Source organism: Natrinema altunense, from assembly GCF_000731985.1.
GTDB classification, from domain to species: Archaea; Halobacteriota; Halobacteria; order Halobacteriales; family Natrialbaceae; genus Natrinema; species Natrinema altunense.
Map to the genome: position 1 here is coordinate 110,129 of NZ_JNCS01000010.1, position 23,683 is coordinate 133,811.

General features: G+C 66.2%; 21 protein-coding genes and 1 pseudogene. 15 read left to right on the forward strand and 7 right to left on the reverse strand.

The window, feature by feature from the left end:
• The first annotated feature begins 32 nt into the window (after positions 1–32).
• Positions 33–1,850: a hypothetical protein gene (locus ALTAJ2_RS15560; protein ID WP_007110318.1), complete on the forward strand. Its 1,818-nt coding sequence runs from the start codon at positions 33–35 to the stop codon at positions 1,848–1,850.
• Positions 1,851–1,887: 37 nt separating this feature from the next.
• On the opposite strand, the gene ALTAJ2_RS15565 is transcribed toward ALTAJ2_RS15560, so the two are convergent.
• A complete protein-coding gene (locus ALTAJ2_RS15565; protein ID WP_007110317.1) occupies positions 1,888–2,943 on the reverse strand; it encodes a DUF1616 domain-containing protein in 1,056 nt (351 codons plus the stop codon).
• 74 nt (positions 2,944–3,017) lie between these two features.
• Positions 3,018–5,192, reverse strand: a complete 2,175-nt coding sequence (locus ALTAJ2_RS15570) for an Ig-like domain-containing protein (protein WP_239647747.1) — start codon at positions 5,190–5,192, stop codon at positions 3,018–3,020.
• 545 nt (positions 5,193–5,737) lie between these two features.
• Between ALTAJ2_RS15570 and ALTAJ2_RS15575 the strand changes: the two genes are divergently transcribed.
• Positions 5,738–6,820, forward strand: a complete 1,083-nt coding sequence (locus ALTAJ2_RS15575) for an anthranilate phosphoribosyltransferase (protein ID WP_007110315.1) — start codon at positions 5,738–5,740, stop codon at positions 6,818–6,820.
• 233 nt (positions 6,821–7,053) lie between these two features.
• Positions 7,054–7,851 carry an enoyl-CoA hydratase/isomerase family protein gene (locus tag ALTAJ2_RS15580; protein ID WP_007110314.1) on the forward strand — a complete coding sequence of 266 codons (798 nt, stop codon included), beginning with the start codon at positions 7,054–7,056 and terminating at the stop codon, positions 7,849–7,851.
• A gap of 108 nt (positions 7,852–7,959) precedes the next feature.
• Here ALTAJ2_RS15580 and ALTAJ2_RS20390 read toward each other — a convergent pair whose 3' ends face one another.
• Both ALTAJ2_RS20390 and ALTAJ2_RS20160 read right to left on the reverse strand, forming a co-directional pair.
• On the reverse strand, positions 7,960–8,181 hold the full coding sequence (locus ALTAJ2_RS20390; RefSeq protein WP_338041745.1) for a 3-hydroxyacyl-CoA dehydrogenase family protein: 222 nt from the start codon (positions 8,179–8,181) through the stop codon (positions 7,960–7,962).
• A gap of 68 nt (positions 8,182–8,249) precedes the next feature.
• A pseudogene (locus tag ALTAJ2_RS20160) lies at positions 8,250–8,714 on the reverse strand (3-hydroxyacyl-CoA dehydrogenase family protein); the annotation flags it as partial.
• Between the two features lie 17 nt (positions 8,715–8,731).
• On the opposite strand from ALTAJ2_RS20160, the gene ALTAJ2_RS19495 reads away from it, so the two are divergent.
• The 6 genes from ALTAJ2_RS19495 (at position 8,732) to ALTAJ2_RS15610 (ending at position 13,535) form a co-directional block, all read left to right on the forward strand.
• Positions 8,732–8,905: a hypothetical protein gene (locus tag ALTAJ2_RS19495; RefSeq protein WP_160163698.1), complete on the forward strand. Its 174-nt coding sequence runs from the start codon at positions 8,732–8,734 to the stop codon at positions 8,903–8,905.
• Positions 8,906–8,950: 45 nt separating this feature from the next.
• Positions 8,951–9,880, forward strand: a complete 930-nt coding sequence (locus ALTAJ2_RS15590) for a ferritin family protein (protein WP_049900793.1) — start codon at positions 8,951–8,953, stop codon at positions 9,878–9,880.
• 81 nt (positions 9,881–9,961) lie between these two features.
• Positions 9,962–11,125: a CaiB/BaiF CoA transferase family protein gene (locus ALTAJ2_RS15595; RefSeq protein ID WP_007110311.1), complete on the forward strand. Its 1,164-nt coding sequence runs from the start codon at positions 9,962–9,964 to the stop codon at positions 11,123–11,125.
• A 74-nt stretch (positions 11,126–11,199) separates the two neighbouring features.
• Complete coding sequence (locus tag ALTAJ2_RS15600) at positions 11,200–11,406, forward strand: hypothetical protein (RefSeq protein WP_007110310.1); 207 nt, start codon at positions 11,200–11,202, stop codon at positions 11,404–11,406.
• Complete coding sequence (locus ALTAJ2_RS15605) at positions 11,400–12,668, forward strand: acyl-CoA dehydrogenase family protein (RefSeq protein ID WP_007110309.1); 1,269 nt, start codon at positions 11,400–11,402, stop codon at positions 12,666–12,668. The genes ALTAJ2_RS15600 and ALTAJ2_RS15605 overlap by 7 nt, the downstream gene beginning before the upstream one ends.
• 177 nt (positions 12,669–12,845) lie before the next feature.
• Entirely contained in the window at positions 12,846–13,535 is a 690-nt protein-coding gene (locus tag ALTAJ2_RS15610; RefSeq protein WP_049900790.1) for a YqjF family protein, read from the forward strand.
• Between the two features lie 39 nt (positions 13,536–13,574).
• Here the strand turns inward: ALTAJ2_RS15610 and ALTAJ2_RS15615 are convergent, their stop codons facing one another.
• The gene (locus ALTAJ2_RS15615; RefSeq protein ID WP_007110307.1) at positions 13,575–14,360 is read right to left on the reverse strand and encodes an SDR family NAD(P)-dependent oxidoreductase; all 786 of its coding nucleotides are present in this window, start codon (positions 14,358–14,360) and stop codon (positions 13,575–13,577) included.
• A 160-nt stretch (positions 14,361–14,520) separates the two neighbouring features.
• On the opposite strand from ALTAJ2_RS15615, the gene ALTAJ2_RS15620 reads away from it, so the two are divergent.
• From ALTAJ2_RS15620 to ALTAJ2_RS15630, 3 genes are all read left to right on the forward strand, one after another.
• Positions 14,521–15,669: a thiolase family protein gene (locus ALTAJ2_RS15620; RefSeq protein WP_007110306.1), complete on the forward strand. Its 1,149-nt coding sequence runs from the start codon at positions 14,521–14,523 to the stop codon at positions 15,667–15,669.
• A 152-nt stretch (positions 15,670–15,821) separates the two neighbouring features.
• Positions 15,822–17,072: an acyl-CoA dehydrogenase family protein gene (locus ALTAJ2_RS15625; RefSeq protein ID WP_007110305.1), complete on the forward strand. Its 1,251-nt coding sequence runs from the start codon at positions 15,822–15,824 to the stop codon at positions 17,070–17,072.
• Between the two features lie 207 nt (positions 17,073–17,279).
• On the forward strand, positions 17,280–18,302 hold the full coding sequence (locus tag ALTAJ2_RS15630) for an FAS1-like dehydratase domain-containing protein (RefSeq protein ID WP_007110304.1): 1,023 nt from the start codon (positions 17,280–17,282) through the stop codon (positions 18,300–18,302).
• Positions 18,303–18,579: 277 nt separating this feature from the next.
• Here ALTAJ2_RS15630 and ALTAJ2_RS15635 read toward each other — a convergent pair whose 3' ends face one another.
• Positions 18,580–19,776 carry an acyl-CoA dehydrogenase family protein gene (locus ALTAJ2_RS15635; protein WP_050031484.1) on the reverse strand — a complete coding sequence of 399 codons (1,197 nt, stop codon included), beginning with the start codon at positions 19,774–19,776 and terminating at the stop codon, positions 18,580–18,582.
• A 195-nt stretch (positions 19,777–19,971) separates the two neighbouring features.
• On the opposite strand from ALTAJ2_RS15635, the gene ALTAJ2_RS15640 reads away from it, so the two are divergent.
• Positions 19,972–20,745, forward strand: a complete 774-nt coding sequence (locus ALTAJ2_RS15640) for an IclR family transcriptional regulator (RefSeq protein ID WP_049900750.1) — start codon at positions 19,972–19,974, stop codon at positions 20,743–20,745.
• A gap of 654 nt (positions 20,746–21,399) precedes the next feature.
• Positions 21,400–22,155 carry an SDR family NAD(P)-dependent oxidoreductase gene (locus ALTAJ2_RS15645; protein WP_007110300.1) on the forward strand — a complete coding sequence of 252 codons (756 nt, stop codon included), beginning with the start codon at positions 21,400–21,402 and terminating at the stop codon, positions 22,153–22,155.
• Between the two features lie 25 nt (positions 22,156–22,180).
• Here the strand turns inward: ALTAJ2_RS15645 and ALTAJ2_RS15650 are convergent, their stop codons facing one another.
• Complete coding sequence (locus ALTAJ2_RS15650; RefSeq protein WP_007110299.1) at positions 22,181–23,152, reverse strand: succinylglutamate desuccinylase/aspartoacylase family protein; 972 nt, start codon at positions 23,150–23,152, stop codon at positions 22,181–22,183.
• Positions 23,153–23,278: 126 nt separating this feature from the next.
• On the opposite strand from ALTAJ2_RS15650, the gene ALTAJ2_RS15655 reads away from it, so the two are divergent.
• The coding region (locus ALTAJ2_RS15655) for a peptidylprolyl isomerase (RefSeq protein WP_050031485.1) at positions 23,279–23,683 on the forward strand (405 nt) is incomplete at its 3' end.

The window sequence follows — 23,683 nt, forward strand, 5'->3', positions numbered from 1 at the left end:
GAAGCGAGTGACGCGAACGGGACCGACGACTCATGAATCGTCGGTGGCAAATCGTCTCAGCGGTCACTGCGCTGGCCGCGGTCGGCTTCGTCGGGAGCGTCCTGACGACGCCGCCGGCCACGGGATACGAGTCGTCGCTCCACGACGCTTATCCGCCACAGACGTGGGTCGGCTTCGGACTGGCACTCGTCGGGAGCCTCGCGCTACTCTTTCGTTCGGTGACCACCGGCCGTCCGGGATGGCGCTACGGTGTCGGCACGCTCGCGAGCGTGTACGCCGTCTTCTTCGCGCTGCCGCTGTTTCGCGGCTACTACATCTACGGCACGCCGATGTCCGACGCCTTCTACCACTTCGGAATCGTTCGAGACGTGCTCGAAACGGGCGCCGTTCCCGAAACGGGCTATCCGGCCACGCATGTCCTCTACACGACGCTGACGACCATTACGGGTGTCCCGGTACGCGTCTTACAACCGGTCGTCACGTTTTGCTTTTTCCTGTTGTTCGTCGGCTCGTGTTTCCTCCTCGGGCTGTCGTTTTTCGGCCGGCGCGGCGGCCTCGCAACGCTCGGGGCCGCGACGCCGCTCGTTTTCGTCACCAATCACCTGATGACGCTCCCCTGGCTGTTCGCCCTCCCGTTTCTCCCGCTCTCGCTGGCCCTCGCTCACCGCTGGTCGGGACGCCGTTGCTCGAGCCGGACGGGACTCGTCGGTGTGACGTTCGTCTGTGGTATCGCACTCGTGTTCTATCACCCGGTGACGGCGCTCGTGACCGTCCTCGCGCTCGTCGTGTACGTGGGCGTCGTCGCCGCACCGTCGCTCCGCCGGCGACTCCCACTTCGCCGGGACGAAGCCAACGCAGCAGTCGGTCGGGCGTACGCGGTCCCCGTTCGATACCCGCTCGTTCTCGGGATCGCGGGGATCCTGTGGTATCTCTCGATCAGCCACTTTACCCACTTCCTCGAGCGAGTGGTCACCAACGACATCGACGGCGGTGCCGCGAGCTACGCGAGCACTGCTCAACGGACCAGCTACTCGGCGTGGGAGCTGGTCTGGGAGTTTCTGGTTCTGGAGTGGGGGACGGTACTCGTCTACACCGTCGTCGGGGCAGGCATCGCCGCCGTGATCCTCAGTCGCGTACTCAGGGGACGCGACAACTGTCTCGAACGACTCTGTGTCACCCAGTACGGCGCAGGAGTCGGCGTCGCGGTGTTCTTCGTCGGTTCGCGAATGCTCTCTCGCAACGTCGTCCGGATCAACAACTACACCGTGATCGGGGCGATCCTGTTGCTCGGACTGGCGATCACCGGCCTGGTATCGTATCGCGACGCCGCCGCCGATCGGTGGAAACGGCAGGGTGCGACGACCATACTGCGGGGCCTCTGCGTGACCGTCATCGTCGTCGCGTTGCTCGCAGGCGCGGTCGCGTACGAGGACGACCGCCACGTAACCCACGCGACGATGGCCGGTGCGGAGTGGCACCACGAGAACCACGACTCCGGGATCGACACGCGGGCGTTCCGGATGTCCGAACAGCTTCAGCGGTACTTCGAAGGCACGACCGGCGCGGACCCAGACGACCGTCAGTTCCACCGATCGCTCGAGGGCTATCAGCTGCCGACGAGGTTAGGGTACGACGATCACGGGTCGGTCGGCGACGTCTACGAGAACGAGACGTACCTCGTCACGAAGACGGCGGACATCGAATGGGCACGGAATCGACCACCGGATCGCCGAGCGGAGATCGATCACTACACCGCTGCCGACCTCGCTCGCCTGCGAGCCGATCCGGCGGCTCACCGCATCTACAGCAACGGCGATGTCAGCGTGTGGCTCGTCGCCCCCGACGAATAAACGGGTCCGGCTCGCCCGTAATTCGGATCGACCCCGCTCACTCCCTTGACGCGTTGACCCACCGATGCGCCGAGTAGTCGGCGTTCTCGAGGGTTGGCGTCGCGGGCACGTCCGCATCCGCGTAGACGAGCCAGGCGACGCGGACGGTATCACCGGTCAGCGTCGGCTCGATATCGTGTGAGTGCGTCCACGTCTCGCCGTGTGCGAGCCGCGGCTCGAACCGTCGCAATTCGGTCTGCTCGAGGACGGTCGTGGTACCGGGCTCGCCGTCGGATTCGATCCGCTGTGCCACGGCGACGACGGTATAGCTGACCGTCCGGCGTTCGTTGTTCTCGAGCGTGACGAAGACACCCCCGGTCCCGTTATCCGCGGCCGACGAGGGGACGTCGGCGGTGGGTTCGCCGTCGGTGTCGGTCAGTACGGCCACCTCGGTGAACGTCTCGCCGTGTTGCGGCGCGGTAACGGCGTAGCCGACGCCGCCGACGGCGAGAACGAGCGTCGTCGCCACCAGAATGGCTAGCCCCGTCTCGGCCCGCGAGTCCGGGTCGAACAGCGTAGTTTGGGCCGCGGCAACCCACCGTCGGTACGGCGGTCGGAATCGCGCTTCCGGCGGGATCGATCGGCGTCTCGCCGTCGCGACGGCCGCCATCGCGACCGTCACCGCGCTTAGGACGACCGCGATCGATCGCAGTCGGATCGCTACTGGAGCGAAGTGTATCGACAGGCCGAGCAACGGCACGATCGCGACGCTCGAGGCAACCGAGAGAACGGCGCGCTCGGCGTCGGTAATCGGCCCGTCCAGCGAGGGGGGTCGGACCGGATCGGCCTCGAATTCGTCGCCGTCACCCGTCGTATCACCGCCGCGGCCGGACCGTGTCGCGCGTTCGGGAAACAGCGCCGCGACGAACGAATAGCCGGGCCCGAACAGCACGAAGAGGAGTCCGAGGGGCACTCGCAGCCACGTGTCCCGCACTATCGGCGCGAACACGGCCAGATTCGTCGCGACGACCACGGCGATGACCGCGGCGAGGTCCGCCGGCACTTCGCGAACCGGTCTCGGGAGGAGCCGCCACGGCGAACTGGAGCCGGCCATCAGTATCGAGTACCGTCGGTCGAGACTGAAAGTTAGCCGGGCCGATCGTGATCGCTGCGACCGTAAAGAAGGGGCTACCCGCCGCGATCGGTCGGTTCCGATCGAGCCCCGCGGTCATCGTCGGTGCGTCGATCGCACAACTGCCCCACGGCCTCGAGCACGCGCTCGGCCTCGGCTGACGAAACGTCAGTCACGTCGAACGTCGCCCGTTCGTAGCGTTCGGTCACGGTCCGAAGGAGGGCGCGGTCGACCGTGTCGTCGTCGCTATCGGCCCCGTCCACCCTGCGATCGGTCCAGCGGCGGTAAAACTCCCAGTGGGTCAAGGCGGTACTCGCGCCGCCGGCGTCGATGCGATCCGACAGGGCGTGGCGAACGGCCGTGTACGCCAACTCGACCGCCCTGTTGGGGCGGCCACGCGAGAGCGCATCGCGTCCGTGGTCGAGAACCGCGTCGGCGATCTCCGTGCCCGATCGCTCGGCTGCCGGGTTCGTCGCCGTGTCGGTCGCGGCGTCCCCGATCGACGCTGACTGACTCGAGCGGGGTGACCGGCCGCGTCGCCGCCATACGAATACGGTGGCTCCAAGGAGGATCAGCAGCCCGCCCCCCACGCCGAGCCACACCCACGCGGGAACCCCCCACCACGAACGGGCCTCGGTCGAGACCGTCACGGTCGCCGCCGCAGTGTCCGACGCGAGGTTCGATCCGGACCCGTCGTACGTCGCGACGATCGTTCCGTCGCCGTTGGCAGCCCCGGCGGGGACCGCGACGGTGGCAGAGAACGAACCGTCTGCGGCCGTCGTCACCGTCTCGAGCGTGGTGCCGCCCGCATCCAGTCGGACCGGCCGTCCGGCGACCGGCGATCCGGCGGCCGTCTCGAGCGTGCCGTCGACCGCGACCGTTCGTTCGGCATCGCCGACGCGGGTCGCGGAGACGGTGACGTCGACCTCGGTTTCGCGGACCGTCACGTCCGTCGTCGCCGTCGTCCCGGCGAGCGCCCGGTCCTCGTAGCCGAGTCGGACGCCCAGTTCGCGCTCGCCGTCGGGGACCGTCGCGGGCACCTCGACGGCCGCCTCGAACGATCCATCCGCGGTCTCGGTCCGCCCGATTCGCTCGTCGCCGAGCGTCACCGCCAGCGGAACGCCGTCGACGGGAGTCTCGCCGACGTGGAGGTCGCCGCCGACGGTCGCGGTCTCGCCGTAGGCGATCTCGGCCGGCGTCTCGAGTCCCGAGACGGTAGGATCGTCCTGCTCGATCGAGACGTCGACGGCCGTCTCGCTGCCCAGATAGAGCGACTCGTTGGCCGGGACGTACTCGATCGCGAGCCGCTCCGTCGATACCGGTTCGGCCGTCGGGCGGTACTCGAACGCGAACGAGCCGTCGGCGGCCGTCTCGGTCCGGACGGAACCGTTTCCGACCGCGAGCCGGATCGTCTCGGACCCCACCGGCCGCCCGGTCGCCGTTCGCAGTTGTCCGGTGGCGGTCAGCGGTTCACTGAAGGAGATCGTCTCGCGCTCGGCGTCGACGGTGAGGGTGGTGGCCACGAACTCCGTCTCGCGGATCGTCGCCTGTTCGGCCCGGATCTCCTCGGTTACCGTCTCGATCGCCGCGTCGGCGCTCGAGAGGTTCTCGTCGGTTGCCGCCTCGAGATCGTCGTAGGTCGCACGTAACTCGCGGCTCGACTCGTTGATCGACGTCGCGAGCGTCTCGAGGTCGCGGGCGAGGGACCGTGCGCGCCCCTCGTCGCCGGCCGCCCGCGCCCGCTCGTACTCGGCTTTTGTCTCGTTGTACCGCCGAACCGCCTCGACGATCCGTCCCTGGCTCTCGCCTGCGAGTTCGAAGAGCGCCGCGTCGTTTTCGCCGGCCGTCGCCGCGGCGATCTCCGCGTATCGGTCGAGGGAGTCGGCGTACGACTCGTCGACGGATCGTGCCGCGCGCTGGTAGTCCTCATCTTCGAGGCTGAGCGCACTCCCCTCGAGATCGTCGACCAGTCGGGTCAGTAGTCGTCCCTCCAGTGCCTCGAGATCGCCGTCCGCGTCGTACTCGCGAGGGTTCCTGTGGCGAGGGGTGACGTTGGCGTCGGCGTCGTCGGCAGCCTGGAGGAGTCGGGACTGGGATATCTCGACGGCCGATCCGGGAACGCCCGACGCGTGGGACGCGGGCGGAGGGCCCGCGAGGACGCCGGTACCGCTGCTCGCGAGCACGAGGAGGACGGTGACGAAGACGGCGCTACCCGCACGCGAATCACTCACGCCCTCGCGTTCGTGCCCGGGATACATAGCTATGCGTTCAGTTCGCGCTCACTGCGCGTCCGCGGGAGGTCTCAGGACCGCCTTACTGCGCCCGTTTCTCGGACCGAAACCCAGCCCCGACTCCGGGACACGCGGCGGTTACGAGTGGGCTCGTCCGGACCGGGGACGGACCCGCTCGCAACCGTCACGTTATCGACTCGTCGTGTCCGTAGCACTGCCCTACAGACATCGATCTATAATATCTCGTAACTGTATCGAACACTGATGGTACAGGAAGGAAACGGACGGCGACCGAATCCGGAGCCGCGTTCGTCACCGCCCGAAACGCCGTATTCGGCCCGTCTCGCGCACGAGGTGGACGTGGTTCGGTTCCCGTACGATCGAGATGCGTGCTCGAGGCCGTTCACCGATGACCGGGCCCCCGCGCTACCTGCCGGTCCGCACGCCGTTTTCGAGGGCCGTCCGCACCGCCGAATCCCGTCATTTGACGGCGCGGAGGGACCGGAAACGGGAGGTTTTTGCGCCGGCCGTCCCAACGGGTGCACATGGCGCAGGCAACACAGGAGTTCGGCGAATGGCCGTTGAAACGCCTGATGACGGAGGTCGTCGGCTCGGGCCCCAAATCGGCCGACGACATGACCCGCGCGCAGGCTCGCGAGGCCTTCCAGCGGATTCTGTCGGGCGAGCCGGACGCGACCACGCTCGGCGCGTTCTGGCTGGCCAACCGCTGGAAGCGCAACAATCCCGAGGAGCTGGCGGCCTACACCGACGTCATGCGCGAGGAATCGGTCGTTACCGCCGAGCCCGACGCCGATCCGGTCGACTGCGGCGCGAACTACGACGGCAAGGATACGTCCGCGATTCTCGGCGTCGGTGCCGGCGTCGTCGCCGCCGCCGCGGGCACGCCGGTCGTCGTCCACTCCGGCGACTACGTTCCCTCCCAGAAAGCGACGGCGTACAAACACGTCCTCGAGGAACTCGGCGTTCGTACCGAACTCGAGGCGACCGAAAGCGCCGACATGGTCGACGAAACCGGCTTTGGCTTCTACTACCAGCCCGCGTTCAACCCCGGCGTCGACGACCTTTACGATCGACGCGATCGAATGGGCGTTCGGACGTTCGTCAACACCATCGAGACCGTCGCCAACCCCGCGAACGCCGATGTCCATCTGGGTTCGTTCTACCACCTCGCGTTCGCCAAGAAGCTGACCGACCTCATCACGGAAAGCGACCAGCTCGAGTACTCCCGTGCGATCTTTTTCCAGGGGATGGAGGGGTACGACGACATCCGCCCCGGCTACACGAAGGTCGCCGAATGGGATCGAGCCGGCGACGACGGTGAGGAATCCTTCGCGGACTACGAGATCGAGACCGCCGCGTACGGCATGGAAATGGAGCGATCGGACCTCGCGGTCGACGACATGGCGACCGACTCCGCGTCGATCACCGAGGCGGTCCTCGCCGGCGACCGCGACGATCACTTCGCCGACGCGATCGCCCTCAACGGCGCGTTCAGGATGTACGCCCGTCAGGACGTCGACAGCTTGGAAGACGGCCTCGAGCAGGCCCGCGGCGTTATCGCCGACGGCAGCGCGCAGGCCGTCCTCGAGGAGCTACAGGCGTTCTGAGCGACCGGAGACTACCAGATTTTCCCGGGACTCGTTTCGTCGCCGCTCGCCCCTGCATCGATCATCTTCTCGCTTCCCGTACGGGTTTCCGATCGTGACGGTTTTCGTATCGTTTCGGGACGGGGATCTCGGTCGGCGGCCGGCGGTCGCTGTCCCCACGGGCGGTCGGAGTCGCCGCCGGAAGCGGGAGCCGAACCGGACACCTTTTTGATCGGTGCCCGTGACCGTCACCCATGGACGAATCACTCGAGACAGTGCTGGTGGCGTTCGACGAGGATCGCGGGGTCGGCACGCTCACGATGCACCGCCCGGATGCGCTGAACGCCCTGAACGCACAGTTGCGAGCCGATATCGTCGCGGGGCTCGAACTGCTCGAGGAACGGAACGAGGAAACCGATGGCGTCGCCCTGCGCGCCGTGGTGCTCGAGGGGGCCGGCGAGAAGGCCTTCTGTGCCGGTGCGGACGTCGGCGGCTTCTCCGATGAATCAGCCGGCGGCTCCTCGGCACGGTCCCACTACGACGTCATCCGGGAGTTCCCCGCGCCCGTCGTCGCGAAGATCGACGGCTACTGTCTGGGCGGCGGCCTCGAGACCGCGCTGGCCTGTGACTTCCGGCTGGCAAGCGAGGGCTCCACCTTTGGCTTCCCCGAAGTCTCCCTCGGGATCCTGCCCGGTGCCGGCGGGGTCCAGTACGTCAGCAAGCTGGCCAGTCCCGCCGTCGCGAAGGAACTCGCGATGACCGGCGACCACATCTCCGCGACGCGGGCGGACGAGGAGGGAATCATCAACCACGTCTACGCCGACGACGAGTTCGACGACGCGGTCGACGAGTTCGTCACCGACCTTGCCGGCCAGGCACCGCTGGCGGTGCAGGCGATCAAGCAATCCGCCGACATGGCCGTTCACAGCGGGCTCGAGGAGGGAATTGCGTACGACTACCAGCTCTTCAAGCGGCTCCTCGAGACCGAGGACCACGCGGAGGGGGCGGCGGCGTTCGCCGAGGATCGCGAGCCCGAATTCGACGGGAAATAGCGGGAACGACGAACGGACGGCGTCCCACTCCGGATCGATTTCGCCACCGCATCCGGTTGGTCGACCGAAACGAGACGACCATCCGCAACGACTGGCGGAACCGACCCCTCAGTCCCACTCCTCGCCGATGCCGCGCAGCGAGAACGGGCCGACGGGGAGGTTGTACCCCTCCTCGAGCGCTTTATCGACTTGCGATTCAGTCGCGATCCCTTCGTCGACGATCTTCCGGGCCTCCTCGCGTATTGCCGCGTGACAGCGGTTGGCGATGAAGCCGTAGGAGCCGGGGTCGTCGTCGATTGTGACGCTGGTCTTGCCGAGTTCGTCGACCAGGTCCTCGGCGCGCGCGCGACGACGGCCGCGTCGGTCTGGGGTGTCCGGACGATTTCGACCATCGACATGATCGGCACCGGGTTGAAGAAGTGCGTGACCGCGACGCGCGAGGGGTCGGCGACGCCGTTGGCGATCGTGGTCACGGAAAACCCGCTCGTGTTCGAGTACAGCGGCTGGTCGTCCGTGACCGAGTCCAGATCGCGGAAGACCTCCCCTTTGATCGCGAGGTCCTCCGTCACCGCCTCGATTGTGAAGTCGGTCCCGTCGGTCGCCGCGTCGAGATCCGTCGTGAACGTCAGCCGCTCGAGGACTGCGGCTTTCTCGTCCTCGGAGAGGTAGCCGCCCTCGACGGCGTCGTCGAGGCCGTAGTTGCCCGAGACGACGCGCTCGCGGGCCTCCGCGGCCAGTTCCTCGGTGATCTCCCGGACGGCTACCTCGTAACCGCTACGTGCGAGTACCTGTGCGATACCGGCGCCCATGATGCCGCCGCCGACGACGGCAGCGCTCTTTTGTGCCATGCAACCACCCGACATGGGTATCGACGTAGCTCTTGTCAACGATCGCGGCAACCGGCGACGGCCACCGGAACCGCCGGGCCGGGAGCGGCCGGAATCGCAACGACACGACGGAGTGGTGGCTACGAGCGCATCGACGAGAACACCCGCCAGAAGGGCTCTCGAGCGCCCTGTCGGATTTCATGCCGGCCGGCTCGATGGAGTCGTAACGACAGCTGGTACACATTTAATAGCCGCGGCACATAGCATGAGATATGGCAACTGAGTACACGCCAACCGAGATGATGGACCGGGAATCACGATCGAACCGCTACTATCGCAACGCGGTCGAACGCCACTGGGACCCCGGCGAGATCGACCTCGAGCGCGACGTCGAGAACCTGCTCGCGTTCATCGACGCGGAGACCGACGACAGGGAGTCGTGGTACGGGATGCTTAACGGGATCGCGAAGTTCGGGGCGGGCGAGGACGCGGTCACGGAGGAGCTCGCGCCGCTGGGGACGGTCCTCGACGACATCGACGACCAGTTGTTCCTGACGACGCAGCTGTACGAGGAGGCCAAACACGCCGACTTCTTCGATCGGTACTGGCGCGAGGTCGTCTGGACGGTCGAGGACGAGTTGGGGTGGGAGCGATCGAACCCGCGTCACGACCGGTGGTTCAACGATCCTTACATCGAACTGTTCGACCGCAACCGGCGAGCGCAGCGCCGACTCCTCGAGGAGGACACCCCGGAAACCCGTGCGAAGGCCTACTGTCATTACCATCTCACGGTGGAAGGCATCCTCGCACAGACGGGATACTACGGGATGCAGACCTCCTACGGCGGCGAGTTCGACGAGCTGCCACATCTGCCGGGGCTCGTCCAGGGCTTTACCAAGATCCGCAGCGACGAAGGTCGCCACGTCGGCTTCGGGATGAACCAGCTCAAGAAGCTCATCGCCGAGGGGGTCGACCCTCATCTCATCGAGGAGACCGTCGAAGACCTGCTCCCGCTCGTCCAGGGAATCACGGAGGACGACCGGTATCAGGCCGACGACCCCGAGGAGCGCGTCGGGCTCGACGACGGACAGTTAGCCGAGTACGCGGTCACGAAGCACACCGATCGGATGCGACAGATCACGGACGCCGCGGCGGACATTCCGGACGTCGACGAACTGGTATCGCTCGAGGGTGACGATTGACGCCGCGAGACGAACCGACGGTTCCGGTCCCGACGCGACCGGCGACAGTAGGCTTTTGAGGGCGGATCGAAACGTGGGACCATGCAGCTCGATTCGGTGCGGATACTCGATCTGTCGCGCCTGTTACCCGGGCCGTACGCGACGCAACTGCTCGCCGATGCGGGCGCGGACGTCATCAAAATTGAGGACACGGACAGGGGAGACTACGCCCGCGATATCCCGCCGACGACCGACCGGGGCGTCGGCGCGCTGTTCGAAAGCGTCAATCGGGGCAAGCGCAGTATCGCGCTCGACCTGAAGTCGGGGGCCGGCCGCGAGGCGTTCTACGAACTCGTCGCGGACGCGGACGTCGTCTTCGAGCAGTTCCGACCGGGTGTCGCCGACCGGCTCGAGATCGAGTACGAGACGCTCCGCGAGTACAACGACGACCTCGTCTACTGCTCGCTGTCGGGCTACGGGGGGACTGGGCCGTACGCCGAGCGCGCGGGACACGATCTCAACTACGTTGGTATGGCCGGATTACTCGATATGACTCGGGAGGACGAGTCGATGGCCCCGCAGCTCCCGGGCTACCAGATCGGGGACCTCGGCGGCGGGCTGTTCGCGGCCTTTTCGATCGTCGGCGGGCTGCTGTCGCGGGAGCTGGGCAACGGCGGCGAATACGTCGACGTGGCGATGACTGATGTGGTCGCCTCCTTTTCGCAGGCCGTCGCCCACGACGCGCTCACGGGCGGCGATCCCCGGCCCGGCGAGACCCCGCTCACCGGGACGTTCCCCTGGTACGACGTGTACGAGACCGCCGACGGGCGATACGTGACCCTCGCGGCGCTCGAGCCGAAGTTCTGGGCCGCCTTCTGCGAGGAGGTCGGCCGCGAGGAGTTGATCGACGCTCACGGCACCGACGAGCCGGCCGAGCTGGCGGCCGTCCGCGAGGAACTCGCGGCGCTGTTCGCGAGCCGGTCGCGGGATGCGTGGCTCGCGGACCTGAGCGAGGAGACGACGGTCGGGCCGGTGTGTACGCCGGCCGAAGCCCTCGAGCACCCCCAACTCGAGGCTCGCGGACTGATCGAACGGCCCGCGGACGCGCCGCCGCGGATCGGCTTTCCCGCGAGGGGGTCGAACGTGCCCGAAACCCATGACGAATCGATCCCGGAGCATGGGGAACACACCGACCAACTGCTCGCGTCGGTCGGGTACGACGAAAGCGAGCGGGCTGCCCTTCGCGACGCGGACGTCATCCGTTGACGGCCCGTTGTCTCGTCACGAGGACGCACTCGTCCCCAAATCATACGGTACTGGACAGAATAGAGGGGACGATCATGAATGATGTTGAGTTAATACTTGGCGAGCCCCTCAAGCGGGCGGTCGACCTGTTCCCCGCCCGGGAACTGGTGACGAAACTGCCCGACGGGAGCACGCACCGGTACACGTACGTCGACGCCGCCGAGTGGATCAACCAACTCGCGGGAGCGCTCGACGACCTCGGTCTCGAGGCGGACGATCACCGATGGAATCCACTATGGTAGCAAACACCACTGGCGGCGTGAGTTTCGATACCGACGACGAGACCGAACTGATCCTCGACAGTTTGGACGACTTCATCGAGCGCGAAGTCGAGCCGATCGTCGAGGAACTCGGCGATACGTACACCAACCCCCGGAAGGGACGCCACGAGAACGGCCGCTGGACCGACGAACTGCTCGAGGCCCGCGAGGAGATACGGCGTCGATCCGCGGAGGGCGGCTTCTACGCGATGAACCTGCCCGAAGACGCGGGCGGCGAGGGCGTCTCGCCGGTCACCTGGTACCGGGCGAAGAAACACCTCGCATCTCACGGCGGCGGCCTCGAGCGCTACGTCCTCGCCGGGCCGGAGGGGCCGAAACCGCTCCTGTTGCAGGCCGAGGGCGAGCAGGTCGAGCGCTACCTCGAACCGACCGTTCGGGCGGAGAAATCGACGGCGTTCGCCCAGACCGAGCCGGGTTACGGATCGGATTCGCCGAACATGGAGACCACCGCGGAGAAGAGCGAGGCGCGGAGCGCCTCGGAACGTAGCGGCACAGCCGCGGAGAAAGACGGCGACGAGTGGGTGCTGAACGGCCGCAAGCAGTGGATCACGAACGCACCCTACGCCGACTTCGTCCAACTGTTCGCCCGGACGACCCCACAGGAGGCGGCCGGCCGGTACGGCGGTATTACGTGCTTCATCGTCGAGCGCGAGGAGTACGAACTCGGCTCGTACAACAACGCCGTCGGTGCCGAGGGGATGCAGGCCGAGATCGTGCTCGACGACGTTCGAGTCCCCGAGGATCGCATGCTCGGTGAGGTCGACGAGGCCTTCTACGCCGCGATGGAGTTCCTCTCGCTTGGCCGCCTCGAGTTGGGGGCCGAAGCCGTGGGATACGCGGAGTTCCTGCTCGAGAAGGCGAGCGAGTACGTCACCGACCGCGAGGCCTTCGGACGGACGATCGGGAACTTTCAGCAGGTCTCGTCGAAACTCGCGAAGGGGAGGGCGAAGACCGATGCGGCCGACGCGGCGGGACTGAAACTCGCCTGGAAGATGGCACAGGACGAGCGGACGGTGATGGATTCGTCCGTGCTGAAGTGGTTCGCCACGAACGTCCTCTGGGAGGTCGCCGACGCGGCCGTGCAGGTACACGGAGCCGACGGACTGGCAGAGGAACACCCCTACATGGACCTGGTCCATCGGGCGCGGATCCTGCGGATCGTCGAGGGCACCGACGAGATTCAACTCAACACGATCGCGAAGACGATGGGGATCGTGGACTGATTTAGCGCTATCGAACGCTCGAAGCGTCCACTGCGTTCTCTGCCCCGAACGCGGGGTTTTGCAACAGGACTGAGTACGGGAATGTACGAGTGCGCTCCGGGAGTATCGGTCTTCACGAGACGCATCGCACCAGAATCCGACCGGAAAGCGTTTTTGTACGGATTCCGAAGTGTTTCTATGGTTGTCCCGCTGGAAATGGGGTGGCGGCATCTCTTATTCGAGAACTGGCCGGTCGATCCGGCCGTGATGGACGCCCACCTTCCCGACGGACTGGCCCCCGACGTGTACGACGGCTCGGCGTGGCTCTCGGTCGTCCCGTTCACCAACGTCGCCGTCCGGCCGAAGGGGCTTCCCGAACCGCTGGGTATCCGGCTGCCCGAACTCAACCTCAGAACGTACGTCACTCGCGACGGCGTCCCCAGCGTCTACTTCTTCAGCCTCGACGCACAGGGCATCGCGAGCGTCCTCGGAGCCCGCATTTTCCACCACCTACCCTACTACTACGCGCGTATCTCGCTGGAGTGGGCGGACGGTCGGGTCCGGTTCAGCAGTCGCCGTCGCCATCCGGGCGCACGGCCCGCTCACTACGAGGGAACGTACTGGCCGACCGGCGAGCCGTTCTCGGCACCCGACGACTCGTTCGGGAACTTTCTCGTCGAGCGCTATCGGTTCTACACGCAGGCTCAGGACGGATCGATTCGATACACGGACGTCGACCACGACCCCTGGACGCTGTACCCGGCCGCCGCCGAAATCAAGACGAACACGCTGTTGGCGGCACACGGCTTCGTAGAACCGGACCACGACCCCGTCTACTACTACAGTCCGGGTCTCGAGGTAGTCACCTCACGGAGCGCGCAACCGTGAGTGGGACACGGCTGGCTGACTCGGACCCCTGAATGCCCCTCAGAAGCTAAAGAGATCGATCCCACCCGTGACACCGATCACTTGCCCGGTGACGTAGGACGCCTGCTCCGAACAGAGGTAGGTGACCATGTTGGCCACGTCTTCCTCCGTGCCGAGGTGACGCATCGGGGTGGCCTCGGCGATGCGAGCGAAGTACTCGTCGACGTTCTCCCGGAGTTCGTCGGGGGTCATCTCGGCCCAGTCCCCGACGACGATGTTCGGCGCGATGACATTCGACGTGACACCCGATTGGGCGCCCTCGAGGGCCATCGTCCGGCCGACGCCGATCATGGCGGCTTTCGTCGCCGAATAGGAGAGTTGGCCGAACCCGCCGTACCAACCGGCCATCGAGGACATGTTGACAATCCGCCCCCAGCCGCGGTCGCACATCCGCGGGAACAGTTCCGTGCTGATGTTGTAGGTCCCGGTCAGATTGATCTCGATGTCCCGGTCCCAGATCCCGTCGTCGTAGTCGCCGATACGCGAGCGGGCGTCGACCATCGCCGCGTTGTTGACGAGGATGTCCACGCCGCCGAAGGCGTCCCGAACCTCGGCCATCGAGTCGGCGACGTCATCGCGGTCCGTGAGGTCACACTCGAGGGATATCGCCGCGCCGCTGGCCGCGGTTTCGTCGATCTCCGCGGCGATCTCCGCCGCGCCGTCGGCATCGACGTCAAGGACGACGACGTTCGCGCCCTCCTCGGCCAGTAGTCGACAGTCGGCGCTTCCGATCCGTCCTGCACCGCCAGTGACGACCGCGGTCCTGTCCCGAATGCCAAGGTCCATCGTTCGATTGACTACTTCGTTATTTGACTTAATTATTGTGGGCCGGTAGCAGAGTACAGGGTTGAGAACGGCTCAGATAGCGACGGAGAGGTTCCAATACGGGCGATTCCAGTACACGCACAACATCTATGATGAAGGGCGGAATGCTCGAAGACACGTCATGAACTCCGCAATCATCGTCGATGCCGTCCGAACGCCGTTCGGGAAACGCAACGGCTCGTTCAAGGACACGCACCCACAGGATCTGGCCGCCGAACCGCTTGCGGCCCTGCGCGAGCGCAACGGGTTCGAGCCCGGGACGATCGAAGATGTCATCTACGGCTGTGTGTCGCCAGTGGGCGAGCAGGGGCTCAATATCGGGCGACTCGCGCCCATGGTCGCCGGCTGGGGCGATGTCGTCCCCGGCGTACAGCTCAATCGAATGTGCGGCTCGGGCCAGCAGGCGGCCAACTTCGCGGCGGCGAACGTCATGGCCGGCCAGCACGACGTCCTCATCGCCGGCGGGGTCGAACACATGACCCGTGTCCCGATGGGGTCGGACGGCGACGGGCTGACCGACACGTATTTCGAGTACTTCGACGAACTGACCACGCAGGGCGAGGGGGCCGAGCGCATCGCGGAGAACTACGACCTCACGCGCTCGGAACTCGACGGGATCGCCGTCGACTCTCAGCGGCGCTGGAAGGAGGCCTGGGACGAGGGCCGGTACGACGATCAGGTCGTGCCTGTCGAGACCGAACTCGAGGGCGAGGAGATCGTCGTCGAACGGGACGAACACCCCCGGCCGGGCACGGACGAGGAAACGCTCGCCGAACTCCCGCTCTCGTTCCGCGAGGAGAGCGAGGGCGTTCATCATCCCGGCAACGCCTCGGGGATCGTCGACGGCTCCTGTGCGCTGTTGCTCACGAGCGAGGCGGCCGCGGAAGAACACGGCTGGGAGCCGATGGCCCGCATCGTCCAGACCGAGGTCGTCGGCGTCGACCCCGTCACGATGCTTCGCGGCCCCATCCCGGCGACGGAGAACGTCCTCGAGAAGGCCGATATGTCGGTCGGCGACATCGACCGCTTCGAGGTCAACGAGGCCTTCGCCTCGGTCGTCGCCGCCTGGCTCGAGGAGACCGGCGCATCCTGGGAGGACGTCAACGTCAACGGCGGCGCGATCGCCCACGGCCACCCGCTGGGCGCGACCGGCGCGATGTTGCTGACCAAGCTGGCCCATGAACTCGAGCGGACGGGCCAGGACACCGCGCTCTCGACGATGTGTATCGGCTTCGGGCAGGGTATCGCGACGATCATAGAGCGCGTCTGAGCCGGCACGGTCGGCCGACGGGGGCCGAGCCGACGACACCGCCGACCGAGCGCGTCTCGAGAGCGAAACGCCGACCGGCGTCCGCCACTGGTTGCCAATTTATGCGATCTCTTACCTATAGCTTTACAATGCTGTATCCTATCATGAGTGATATGGAGTACCACGACTCCGAGACGGCAAAGGAGGTTGCGGGCCGCGTAGCGGACTTCATGGACGAGGTCGTCATCCCGCGCGAGCGAGAGGCGCTCGCCACGGGCGAGGAGATCACGACGGGCGAGATCGAGGACATGTGGGAACTGGCCAAGGAACGCGACCTGTTCGCGCCGCAGGTGCCCGAGGAGTACGGCGGGCAGGGGCTGGACTTCAGCGACATGTTGCCGTCGTTCGAACAGGTCGGCCGCTCGCTGATCGGCGCGCTCGCGATTCGCGCGAACGCGCCCCAGGAGGGGAACATGCACACCTTGGAGATGGTCGGGACCGAGGAACAGAAAGAGGAGTATCTCCGACCGCTCGTACAGGGCGAACTCTCCTCGGCGTTCGCGATGACCGAGCCCAAGGTCGGTGCCGGCTCGGATCCCAAAATGCTCCAGAGTACCGCGGTCAAGGACGGCGACGAGTGGGTCGTCAACGCCCACAAGTGGTGGACCTCCGACGGATTGGACGCCGATTTCTATCTGGTGATGGCTCGGACCGACCTCGACGTCCACCCCTACGAAGGAACCTCGATCATCCTCGTTCCGCGTGACGCCGACGGCGTCGAGGTCCAGCGGAACGTTCCCCACCTCGGCGGCCACGGCATCACCGAGCGCGAGGGCGGCCACGCCGAAGTGAAGTTCGACGACGTCCGCGTCCCCGTCGAGAACACGATCGGCGAGGAGGGGGCCGGGTTCCGGATCGCGCAGATGCGACTCGGCGGCGGCCGACTGACCCACTGCATGCGCTATTCCGGCATGGCCGAGCGCTCGCTCGACATCGCCAAGGCCTACCTGCAGGAACGCGAGGCGTTCGGCACGAAACTCGAGGACAAACAGGCGCTGCGCCATCGGATCGCCGACGCCGAGACGCGTCTGCACGCCGCTCGCTGTATGGTTCGCCACGCCGCGCGCGAACTCGACCGCAGCGACGCCCGCATCGAGGTCGCGATGTCGAAGATGTTCACCGCCAACGTCACCAACGAGACCATCGACCTCGCCCTCCAGTGTTGTGGGGGCAACGGGATCGGCAAGGACCTGCCGATCGCCCACTTCTACGAGAACGTCCGTGCGTTCCGCATCGTCGACGGGGCCGACGAGGTCCACCGCCGCTCGATCGCCCGCTGGGCGTTCGAGGACGTCGACGAGGCCGAGATCGAGAACACCCTGCAGTTCGACGAGGACCTGCGGATCGACGGCCTCGACGAGTAACGCGTCCGGCCTCTCGTTTCGAACCCCGGTCGAAGAGCGGGGCTCGCGTTGCCGTCCGGGGAACACGCAGTACCGTCCGAGAGGGGTACTGTTATGTCAGTCGTCCACAAACCATGGCGGCAATGAAACGCGGACACCGCGCCGAGGTGCGATGCGACGCGCCGACCGACCGGCCGACGACTATCGTGCGAGCCACGGAGGGCGTCCATGCCGAATAGGCCACTCGCGGAACTCGAGGCGATGGTCGGGGACTCCCGGGTGACCGTCGCGGAGTTCCGGATCGAACCCGGGAAGGTCGAGGAGTTCGCGCGGGCCATCACGGCCGAAGACCCCGTCTTCCGCGACGAGTCGGTCGCCGCGGACCGGGGCTACGACCGCGTCCCCGCGCCGCCGACCTACACGCAGGTCGGCCGCTTCCCCCGCTACACGCCCGCCGACGTCGACGGGAAGGGGTTCGATCTGGGCTTCCAGCCGGAGTACGTCCTCCACGGCGAGCAGGCCTACGAGTACGACCGTCCCATCTACGTCGGCGACATGCTCGAGGGGACGACCACCCTCGCGGACGTCTTCCAGCGCGAGGGTGGTCGCGCGGGGACGATGACCTTCGCCGTCCTCGAGACCGAGTACCGGACGCCGGACGGCGACCTCGTCCTGACCGACCGCTCGACGGCGATCGAAACGGAGGGAGCGGTCGACGACGGCGACGAGAGCGCGGCCGAGCGCGGCGACGGGTCCTCGAGCAACGCGTCGGCCGAGCCCGACGGCGGCACCGCGGACCCGGAGCCGACAGCACCCACGGCAACGGTCGACGAGTTCGATCGCGTCCGCACCGTCGACGGCCTCGAGCCCGGTGACGCCGGGCCGACCGTCGTCGTCCCGGACCTCGAGCGCCAGCAGTTCGTCAAGTACGCCGGGGCCAGCGGCGACTTCAACCCGATCCACTACGACGAGCCCTACGCGACGGCGGCGGGCAACGAGAGCGTCTTCGGCCAGGGGATGTTCACCGCCGGCGTCACCTCGCGGGTCGTCGCCAACTGGTTCGAGCTGCGGGACGTAACGAGCTTCGGCGTGCGGTTCCAGTCTCGGGTCTTCCCCGACGAGGCCATCGTCGCGAGCGGCGAAGTCGCCGCGGTCGACCCCGACGCGGGAACGGTCGAGACGGCACTCGAGGCCCGGACGACCGACGGCGAGACGCTGCTGACGGGGACGGCGACCGCCGCTCTCGAGTGAGCAAAGCTGCACTCGGCTGTGACTCCGGCGCGAATCCGGATTCGCGGCCTCGTCGGATCCGCTCGAGAGAGTCGCCACCGAAACGAGTTCCACACCGACCGCAACGCCGTCATGCGGTCAGGTGCGCAGTGACGTACAGTGGCTACTGAGGACTCCGAGCGCCGTGCTCGAGGTGGGAGGCGGCGGCGTGTTCCGACGGCCACTCGGTGTCGGTCTCGAACCGAGAAACCCACATGACAGCGGCGACGCCTGCAGCGTGGGAGCGTCCATCGGCGACTCAGATGAGTTCGCGTGCGATCGTCCGGCGCTGGATCTCGTCGGTTCCTTCGAAGATGCGGAAGACGCGCGCCGAGCGATAGTTGCGTTCGATGGGCAGGTCCTTCATGAATCCGGCACCGCCGTGGACTTGCATCGCGATGTCGGCCGCGTCGTTTGCGAGTTTCGCGCCGCGGAGTTTCGCCATCGACTCCTCCTTGCGAGCCCGCTCGCCCTGATCCATCTTCCAGGCCGCGTAGCGGTAGAGCTGGCGGGTCTGTTCGATGTCGGTGGCGAGTTCGGCCAGTTGGAAGGAGATCCCCTGCCGGTGGCCGATGGGTTTCCCGAACGTCTCCCGATTCCGGGCGTACTCCACCGACATGTCGAGCAAGAATTGGGCCGTCCCCACCGCGCCGGCGGCGATATTGATCCGTCCGCCGCCGATCCAGTCCATCGCGGATTGGAACCCGTGATCGACCTCCCCCAGCACCTGCTCCTCGCCGACGCGGCAGTCGTCGAAGTGGAGTTCGGCGTGCGTACCGGGGGTCATCCCCATCGCGCGGTGGATCGTGCCGACCTCGAAGCCGGGGGTGTCGGCGTCGACGAGGAAGCAGGTGATGCCGCCGAGGTCGCCGTCCTCGCCGCTCGTCCGGGCGAACACCATCGCGAAGTCGGCGTACGGCCCGTTCGTGATGTACACTTTCTGCCCGTTGATGACCCACTCGTCGCCGTCCTTCTCGGCGCGGGTGTCCATGTGGTGGGCGTCGCTGCCGTGGCCCGGTTCGGTCAGCGCGAAACAGGTCGTGATCTCGCCGGCCATCAGGGGCTCGAGGTACGCCTCGCGCTGGCGATCGTCACAGGCCAGCAGGATCGGCGTCGGCCCGCCGGCACCGCCGAAGATGGCGCTGTGAAAGCCCGGCGGCCGGTTGGCCACGTGTTCGCCGACGATGGCGCGAGTGAGGATGTCGACGTCACCGCCGCCGACCTCCTCGGGCATCGTCATCCCGTAGAAGCCCGCCTCGACGGATTTCTGGCGGATTTCCTCGACGAGAGCCCGGTACTCGGGGACTTGCCGGTGGTCGTCGTCGACGATGTGTTTCTCGTAGTCCGCACCGAGGAACTCGTCGTACTCGGTCTCGAGCGGGGCGACCTCCTGATCGATGAAGTCGTCTATGGCCTGCTTGATCTGTACGGCTTCGGACGGTTCGCTGAAGTCCATAGCCTACCTCACAGAACCCGTCACTTAAGCGTTACCGTGTGACTAGTGTTCAATAGCCACAGAAAGAGGGATAGCGCTCGCGCCCGCCGAATACGACCGGCAGAGCGGTCGAGATCGATCCGCGTCGGTCCGCTCCGGAGAATCGACGTTCAGCAGAGCGGAACGATTTTAGTTCACTGTGGTGTTGCATAATTTATGTCAACATCGACCACAGACGAGGAAGATCGGATCGACGCAGTGGTCAAGGCCTTGAACATCCTCGAGGCGCTGTGGCAAGCGGACGGGGCCGGCGTCACGGCACTCGCCGAGCGGACGGGACTCGCGAAGAGCACGGTTCACGCCCACCTGACGACGCTGCGGTCGAAGGGGTACGTGGTTCAGGAGGACGACGAATATCGGCTGAGCCTCCGATTCCTCTCCTTCGGCGAACACGTCAAACACGCCGAACCGCTGTACGCGGCGTCGGAGACCCCGATCGCAGAGCTATCGGAGCGGGTTGGCGAACGAGTGCTCTGTTCGACACACCAGAACGGGCTCGGAACGGTCGTCAACGTCAGCGAGGGCACCCGGTCGTTCACCAGCGACATCGACGTCGGAACGCACACCTATCTGCACAGTTCGGCCGGCGGGAAGGCCATGCTCGCCCACTTTTCCGAGGAGCGAATCGATCGGATCATCGACGAGTGGGGGCTGCCGGTCTTTACCGAGGAGACGATCGGCGATCGAGACGCCCTCGTCGACGAACTCGCCGCGGTTCGCGAGGCGGGTGTCGCGTACAGCCGCGGGGAGTATCTCCAGGGGATCAGTGCGATCGCTGCCCCGATACGCGACACCGACGGCACCGTCTACGGCGCGGTTACCGTCGCCGGACCGGACCACCGACTCGCCAACGAGTGGGAGGACCGCGACCTCTGCACTCAGTTGCTGTCGACGGCGAATACGATCGAAGTGAATTTGCTGTTCTCGTAGCCGTTCGATGGCAGTGAACGCATCGCGTGTCACTCGAGACATCGCGGGACCCCGATCCGCTCGACCGGGCACTCAGTGCGTCATCGACCGCGGAATTACAGATATATGGCTGTCATTCCGATCTCGATTCCGACGCCGCGCAACTCTCCCTCGAGTACCCGAAACGCGTTCGACTGAGGCAAACCAGTATCCATCAATTTTGGAGTAGTATCACTATTACAGCTATATATGAATAATGAAACAATCGTAGAGATCGTGAACTCGGCGAGCAATCGGTACCCCGTCCCGGTAGTATATTCCCGAACGGGTCGTCTCGGTGCCTCCGTACGTATCACGTACACGGTATTCCGAACGGGAAGTCGCTCGGGATCGGCGTTTCGATCGCCGGAGCGACGTGCTGTCGCCATCGATCACCCGGTCTCCGGGCTTTACGGTTCGGTCCCCTTCGTACCAATAATATTACTGAAGTTGAAAATAATCAGTTCTATTGAATAGTAGACGAAACCGTCGTCCCGGCGACGCACCGCTCGGCCGCGGGGTCTACGCGACGGCCAGTTTCCACTGTTCGTCCACAGTGGTAATTTCGAAAACAGCGTCGAGAATAGATCGTAAATAATGAACGAATTTATGTGCCGCCCGCTCGATACGGGACCTATGCGACTCGAAAACAAGACAGTGGTTATCACGGGTGCGGCGTCGGGTATCGGACAGGCGACGGCCGAGCGCTGCGCCGAGGAGGGCGCACGCGTCATCGTCACTGACGTCGATACCGAGGGTGGGGAAGCGGTCGTCCGGGCAATCGAGGACGCCGGCGGGGAGGCCGCGTTCCACGAACTCGACGTCACCGACAGCGATCAGTTCCACGCGGTCGTCGACGCGGTCGCCGACGACGGCCTCGACGTGCTGATCAACAACGCCGGGACCGGCCATCCCGCCGGGAGCCTCGAGGACGTCGACGAGGAGATGCGCGACTTCGTTATGAATGTCAACGTCAACGGCGTCTGGAGCGGCTGTCACGCGGCGCTCCCGCATCTGAAATCACAGGGCCACGGTGCCATCGTCAACGTCGGTTCGCTGGCGAGTATCCTCGGACTCCCCAAGCAGGCCGCCTACTCGATGAGCAAGGGCGCGGTCCTGAACATGACGAAGGCGATCGCCGCCGAGGCCGGTCCGTACGGCGTCCGCGCGAACACGGTCTGTCCCGGGTTCACCGAGACCTCCCTGCTCGACCGGTATCTCGAGGAGCAGACGGACCCCGAAACGGCTCGCGAGCAACTGATCGAGCAGTACCCGCTCAAGCGCCTCGCCGAACCCGAAGAGATCGCGGACGCGATCCTGTTCCTGGCCAGCGACGAGTCCTCGTTCGTCAACGGCCACGGACTGGTCGTCGACGGCGGTTTCTCGGCCTGAACCGCGCCGCCACACTGCCGTCGTCTCACTCCCCGTGGACCAGCGCCACGCTCGCGAGTTGGTCGCCAGCGGTCACGGTCGCCTCGCGGGTGAGCGCGTAGAGTATCCCGTCCCGGTCGGCGCGCGCCTCGTGGAGCGGGTCGTAGCGCGTCGGATGATAGACTGTCCCCAGGAGGGTTCCGTCGGCGATCGACTCGCCCACCTCGAGTGCCGGGTTCGGGCGGAAGAGCCCGGAGTCGTCGGCGGTGACCTGACCGCGGTGGTTACGAGCGACGACCTGCTCGCGCTCGGGGACGTCGCCGGGCAGCAGCCCGAGATACCGACAGACGTCGCGCAAACCGTCGACGCCCGCCTCGATGACGTCCTCGAGGAGTTGTTTGTTGTGGGCGAGTTCGGGCGTGATCGACGGGAGGTTCTCTTCGGCGGCGGCGACGCGGAGTTTGCCCGCGAAGCCGCGGCGGTGCCACTCGTCGGAGGCGTCCTCGGCGGCCCGTTCGGACAACAGGAGATCGGTCCCGAACGCTTCGGCGAGCCGACGGGAGCGCTCGTCACCCTCGCGGTAGACGACGTGGGGGAGCATGTCGGGGCTCCCGGTGTGGAAGTCGACGAGCGCGTCGGCCGCCGCGACGTACTCCCAGAGGCGGGCGGCCATGCGCTGGGTGATGCTCCCGTCGCTGTTGCCCGGCCAGATCCGGTTCATGTTGGGATTGACGCTGTCGAATTGCTCCGGCGTCGTGTACGAGACGCGATCGAACGTCAGCGGGTTCGCGACGGGAACGGCGATCACGGTTCCGGACAGCGACTCGAGGGACAGCCGCTCGTGGAACCGCCGCAACACTTCCGTGCCGTTGATCTCGCGGCCGTGCTGGGCGGCCTGTACGTACAGCGTCGGCCCCGATTCGTCGCCGCGGTAGGTGTGGACCGTCGTCGTCAGTTCGACGCCCGACGGCAGCCGGGCGAGCGGTATCTGCTCGGCCGTGTGCGTGCCTCCGGTCATAGCCCGTCGTTCCATGCCCGGCGATATGTACCTGCGGCCGCCCGTTGCCGAGTCGGGGAGGCCGATGGACCGTCACGGGAAGCCGAGACCACTAGCGTTTTCACTCGTCCCGTCGTTCCGGTTCCTATGGGAGACGTTACTGCTACGCTGCACACCAACAAAGGCGACATCGATGTAGAACTCTACGACGAGCGCGCACCGCGGACCGTCGACAACTTCGTCGGACTCGCGACCGGCGGCAAGACCTGGACCGACCCCGAAACGGGCGAGGAAGTCGAGGGCGAACCGCTGTACGACGACGTGGCCTTCCACCGCGTCATCGAGGACTTCATGATTCAGGGCGGCGACCCGACCGAGACCGGTCGCGGCGGCCCCGGCTACGAGTTCGACGACGAGTTCCACGACGACCTGCGCCACGACGACGAGGGCATCTTGAGCATGGCCAACTCCGGACCCGACACCAACGGCTCGCAGTTCTTCATCACGCTCGATCCACAGCCACACCTCGACGGCCGCCACTCGGTCTTCGGC

Coding starts and splice junctions, on each gene's coding strand:
- ALTAJ2_RS15620 (WP_007110306.1), top strand. CDS start 14,521: ATGAACTCCGCAATCATCGTCGATGCCGTCCGAACGCCGTTCGGGAAA.
- ALTAJ2_RS15615 (WP_007110307.1), bottom strand. CDS start 14,360: ATGGACCTTGGCATTCGGGACAGGACCGCGGTCGTCACTGGCGGTGCA.
- ALTAJ2_RS15595 (WP_007110311.1), top strand. CDS start 9,962: ATGCAGCTCGATTCGGTGCGGATACTCGATCTGTCGCGCCTGTTACCC.
- ALTAJ2_RS15580 (WP_007110314.1), top strand. CDS start 7,054: ATGGACGAATCACTCGAGACAGTGCTGGTGGCGTTCGACGAGGATCGC.
- ALTAJ2_RS15590 (WP_049900793.1), top strand. CDS start 8,951: ATGGCAACTGAGTACACGCCAACCGAGATGATGGACCGGGAATCACGA.
- ALTAJ2_RS15610 (WP_049900790.1), top strand. CDS start 12,846: ATGGTTGTCCCGCTGGAAATGGGGTGGCGGCATCTCTTATTCGAGAAC.
- ALTAJ2_RS15630 (WP_007110304.1), top strand. CDS start 17,280: ATGCCGAATAGGCCACTCGCGGAACTCGAGGCGATGGTCGGGGACTCC.
- ALTAJ2_RS15640 (WP_049900750.1), top strand. CDS start 19,972: ATGTCAACATCGACCACAGACGAGGAAGATCGGATCGACGCAGTGGTC.
- ALTAJ2_RS15645 (WP_007110300.1), top strand. CDS start 21,400: ATGCGACTCGAAAACAAGACAGTGGTTATCACGGGTGCGGCGTCGGGT.
- ALTAJ2_RS15565 (WP_007110317.1), bottom strand. CDS start 2,943: ATGGCCGGCTCCAGTTCGCCGTGGCGGCTCCTCCCGAGACCGGTTCGC.
- ALTAJ2_RS15575 (WP_007110315.1), top strand. CDS start 5,738: ATGGCGCAGGCAACACAGGAGTTCGGCGAATGGCCGTTGAAACGCCTG.
- ALTAJ2_RS15625 (WP_007110305.1), top strand. CDS start 15,822: ATGGAGTACCACGACTCCGAGACGGCAAAGGAGGTTGCGGGCCGCGTA.
- ALTAJ2_RS15635 (WP_050031484.1), bottom strand. CDS start 19,776: ATGGACTTCAGCGAACCGTCCGAAGCCGTACAGATCAAGCAGGCCATA.
- ALTAJ2_RS15605 (WP_007110309.1), top strand. CDS start 11,400: ATGGTAGCAAACACCACTGGCGGCGTGAGTTTCGATACCGACGACGAG.
- ALTAJ2_RS15600 (WP_007110310.1), top strand. CDS start 11,200: ATGAATGATGTTGAGTTAATACTTGGCGAGCCCCTCAAGCGGGCGGTC.
- ALTAJ2_RS15650 (WP_007110299.1), bottom strand. CDS start 23,152: ATGACCGGAGGCACGCACACGGCCGAGCAGATACCGCTCGCCCGGCTG.
- ALTAJ2_RS15560 (WP_007110318.1), top strand. CDS start 33: ATGAATCGTCGGTGGCAAATCGTCTCAGCGGTCACTGCGCTGGCCGCG.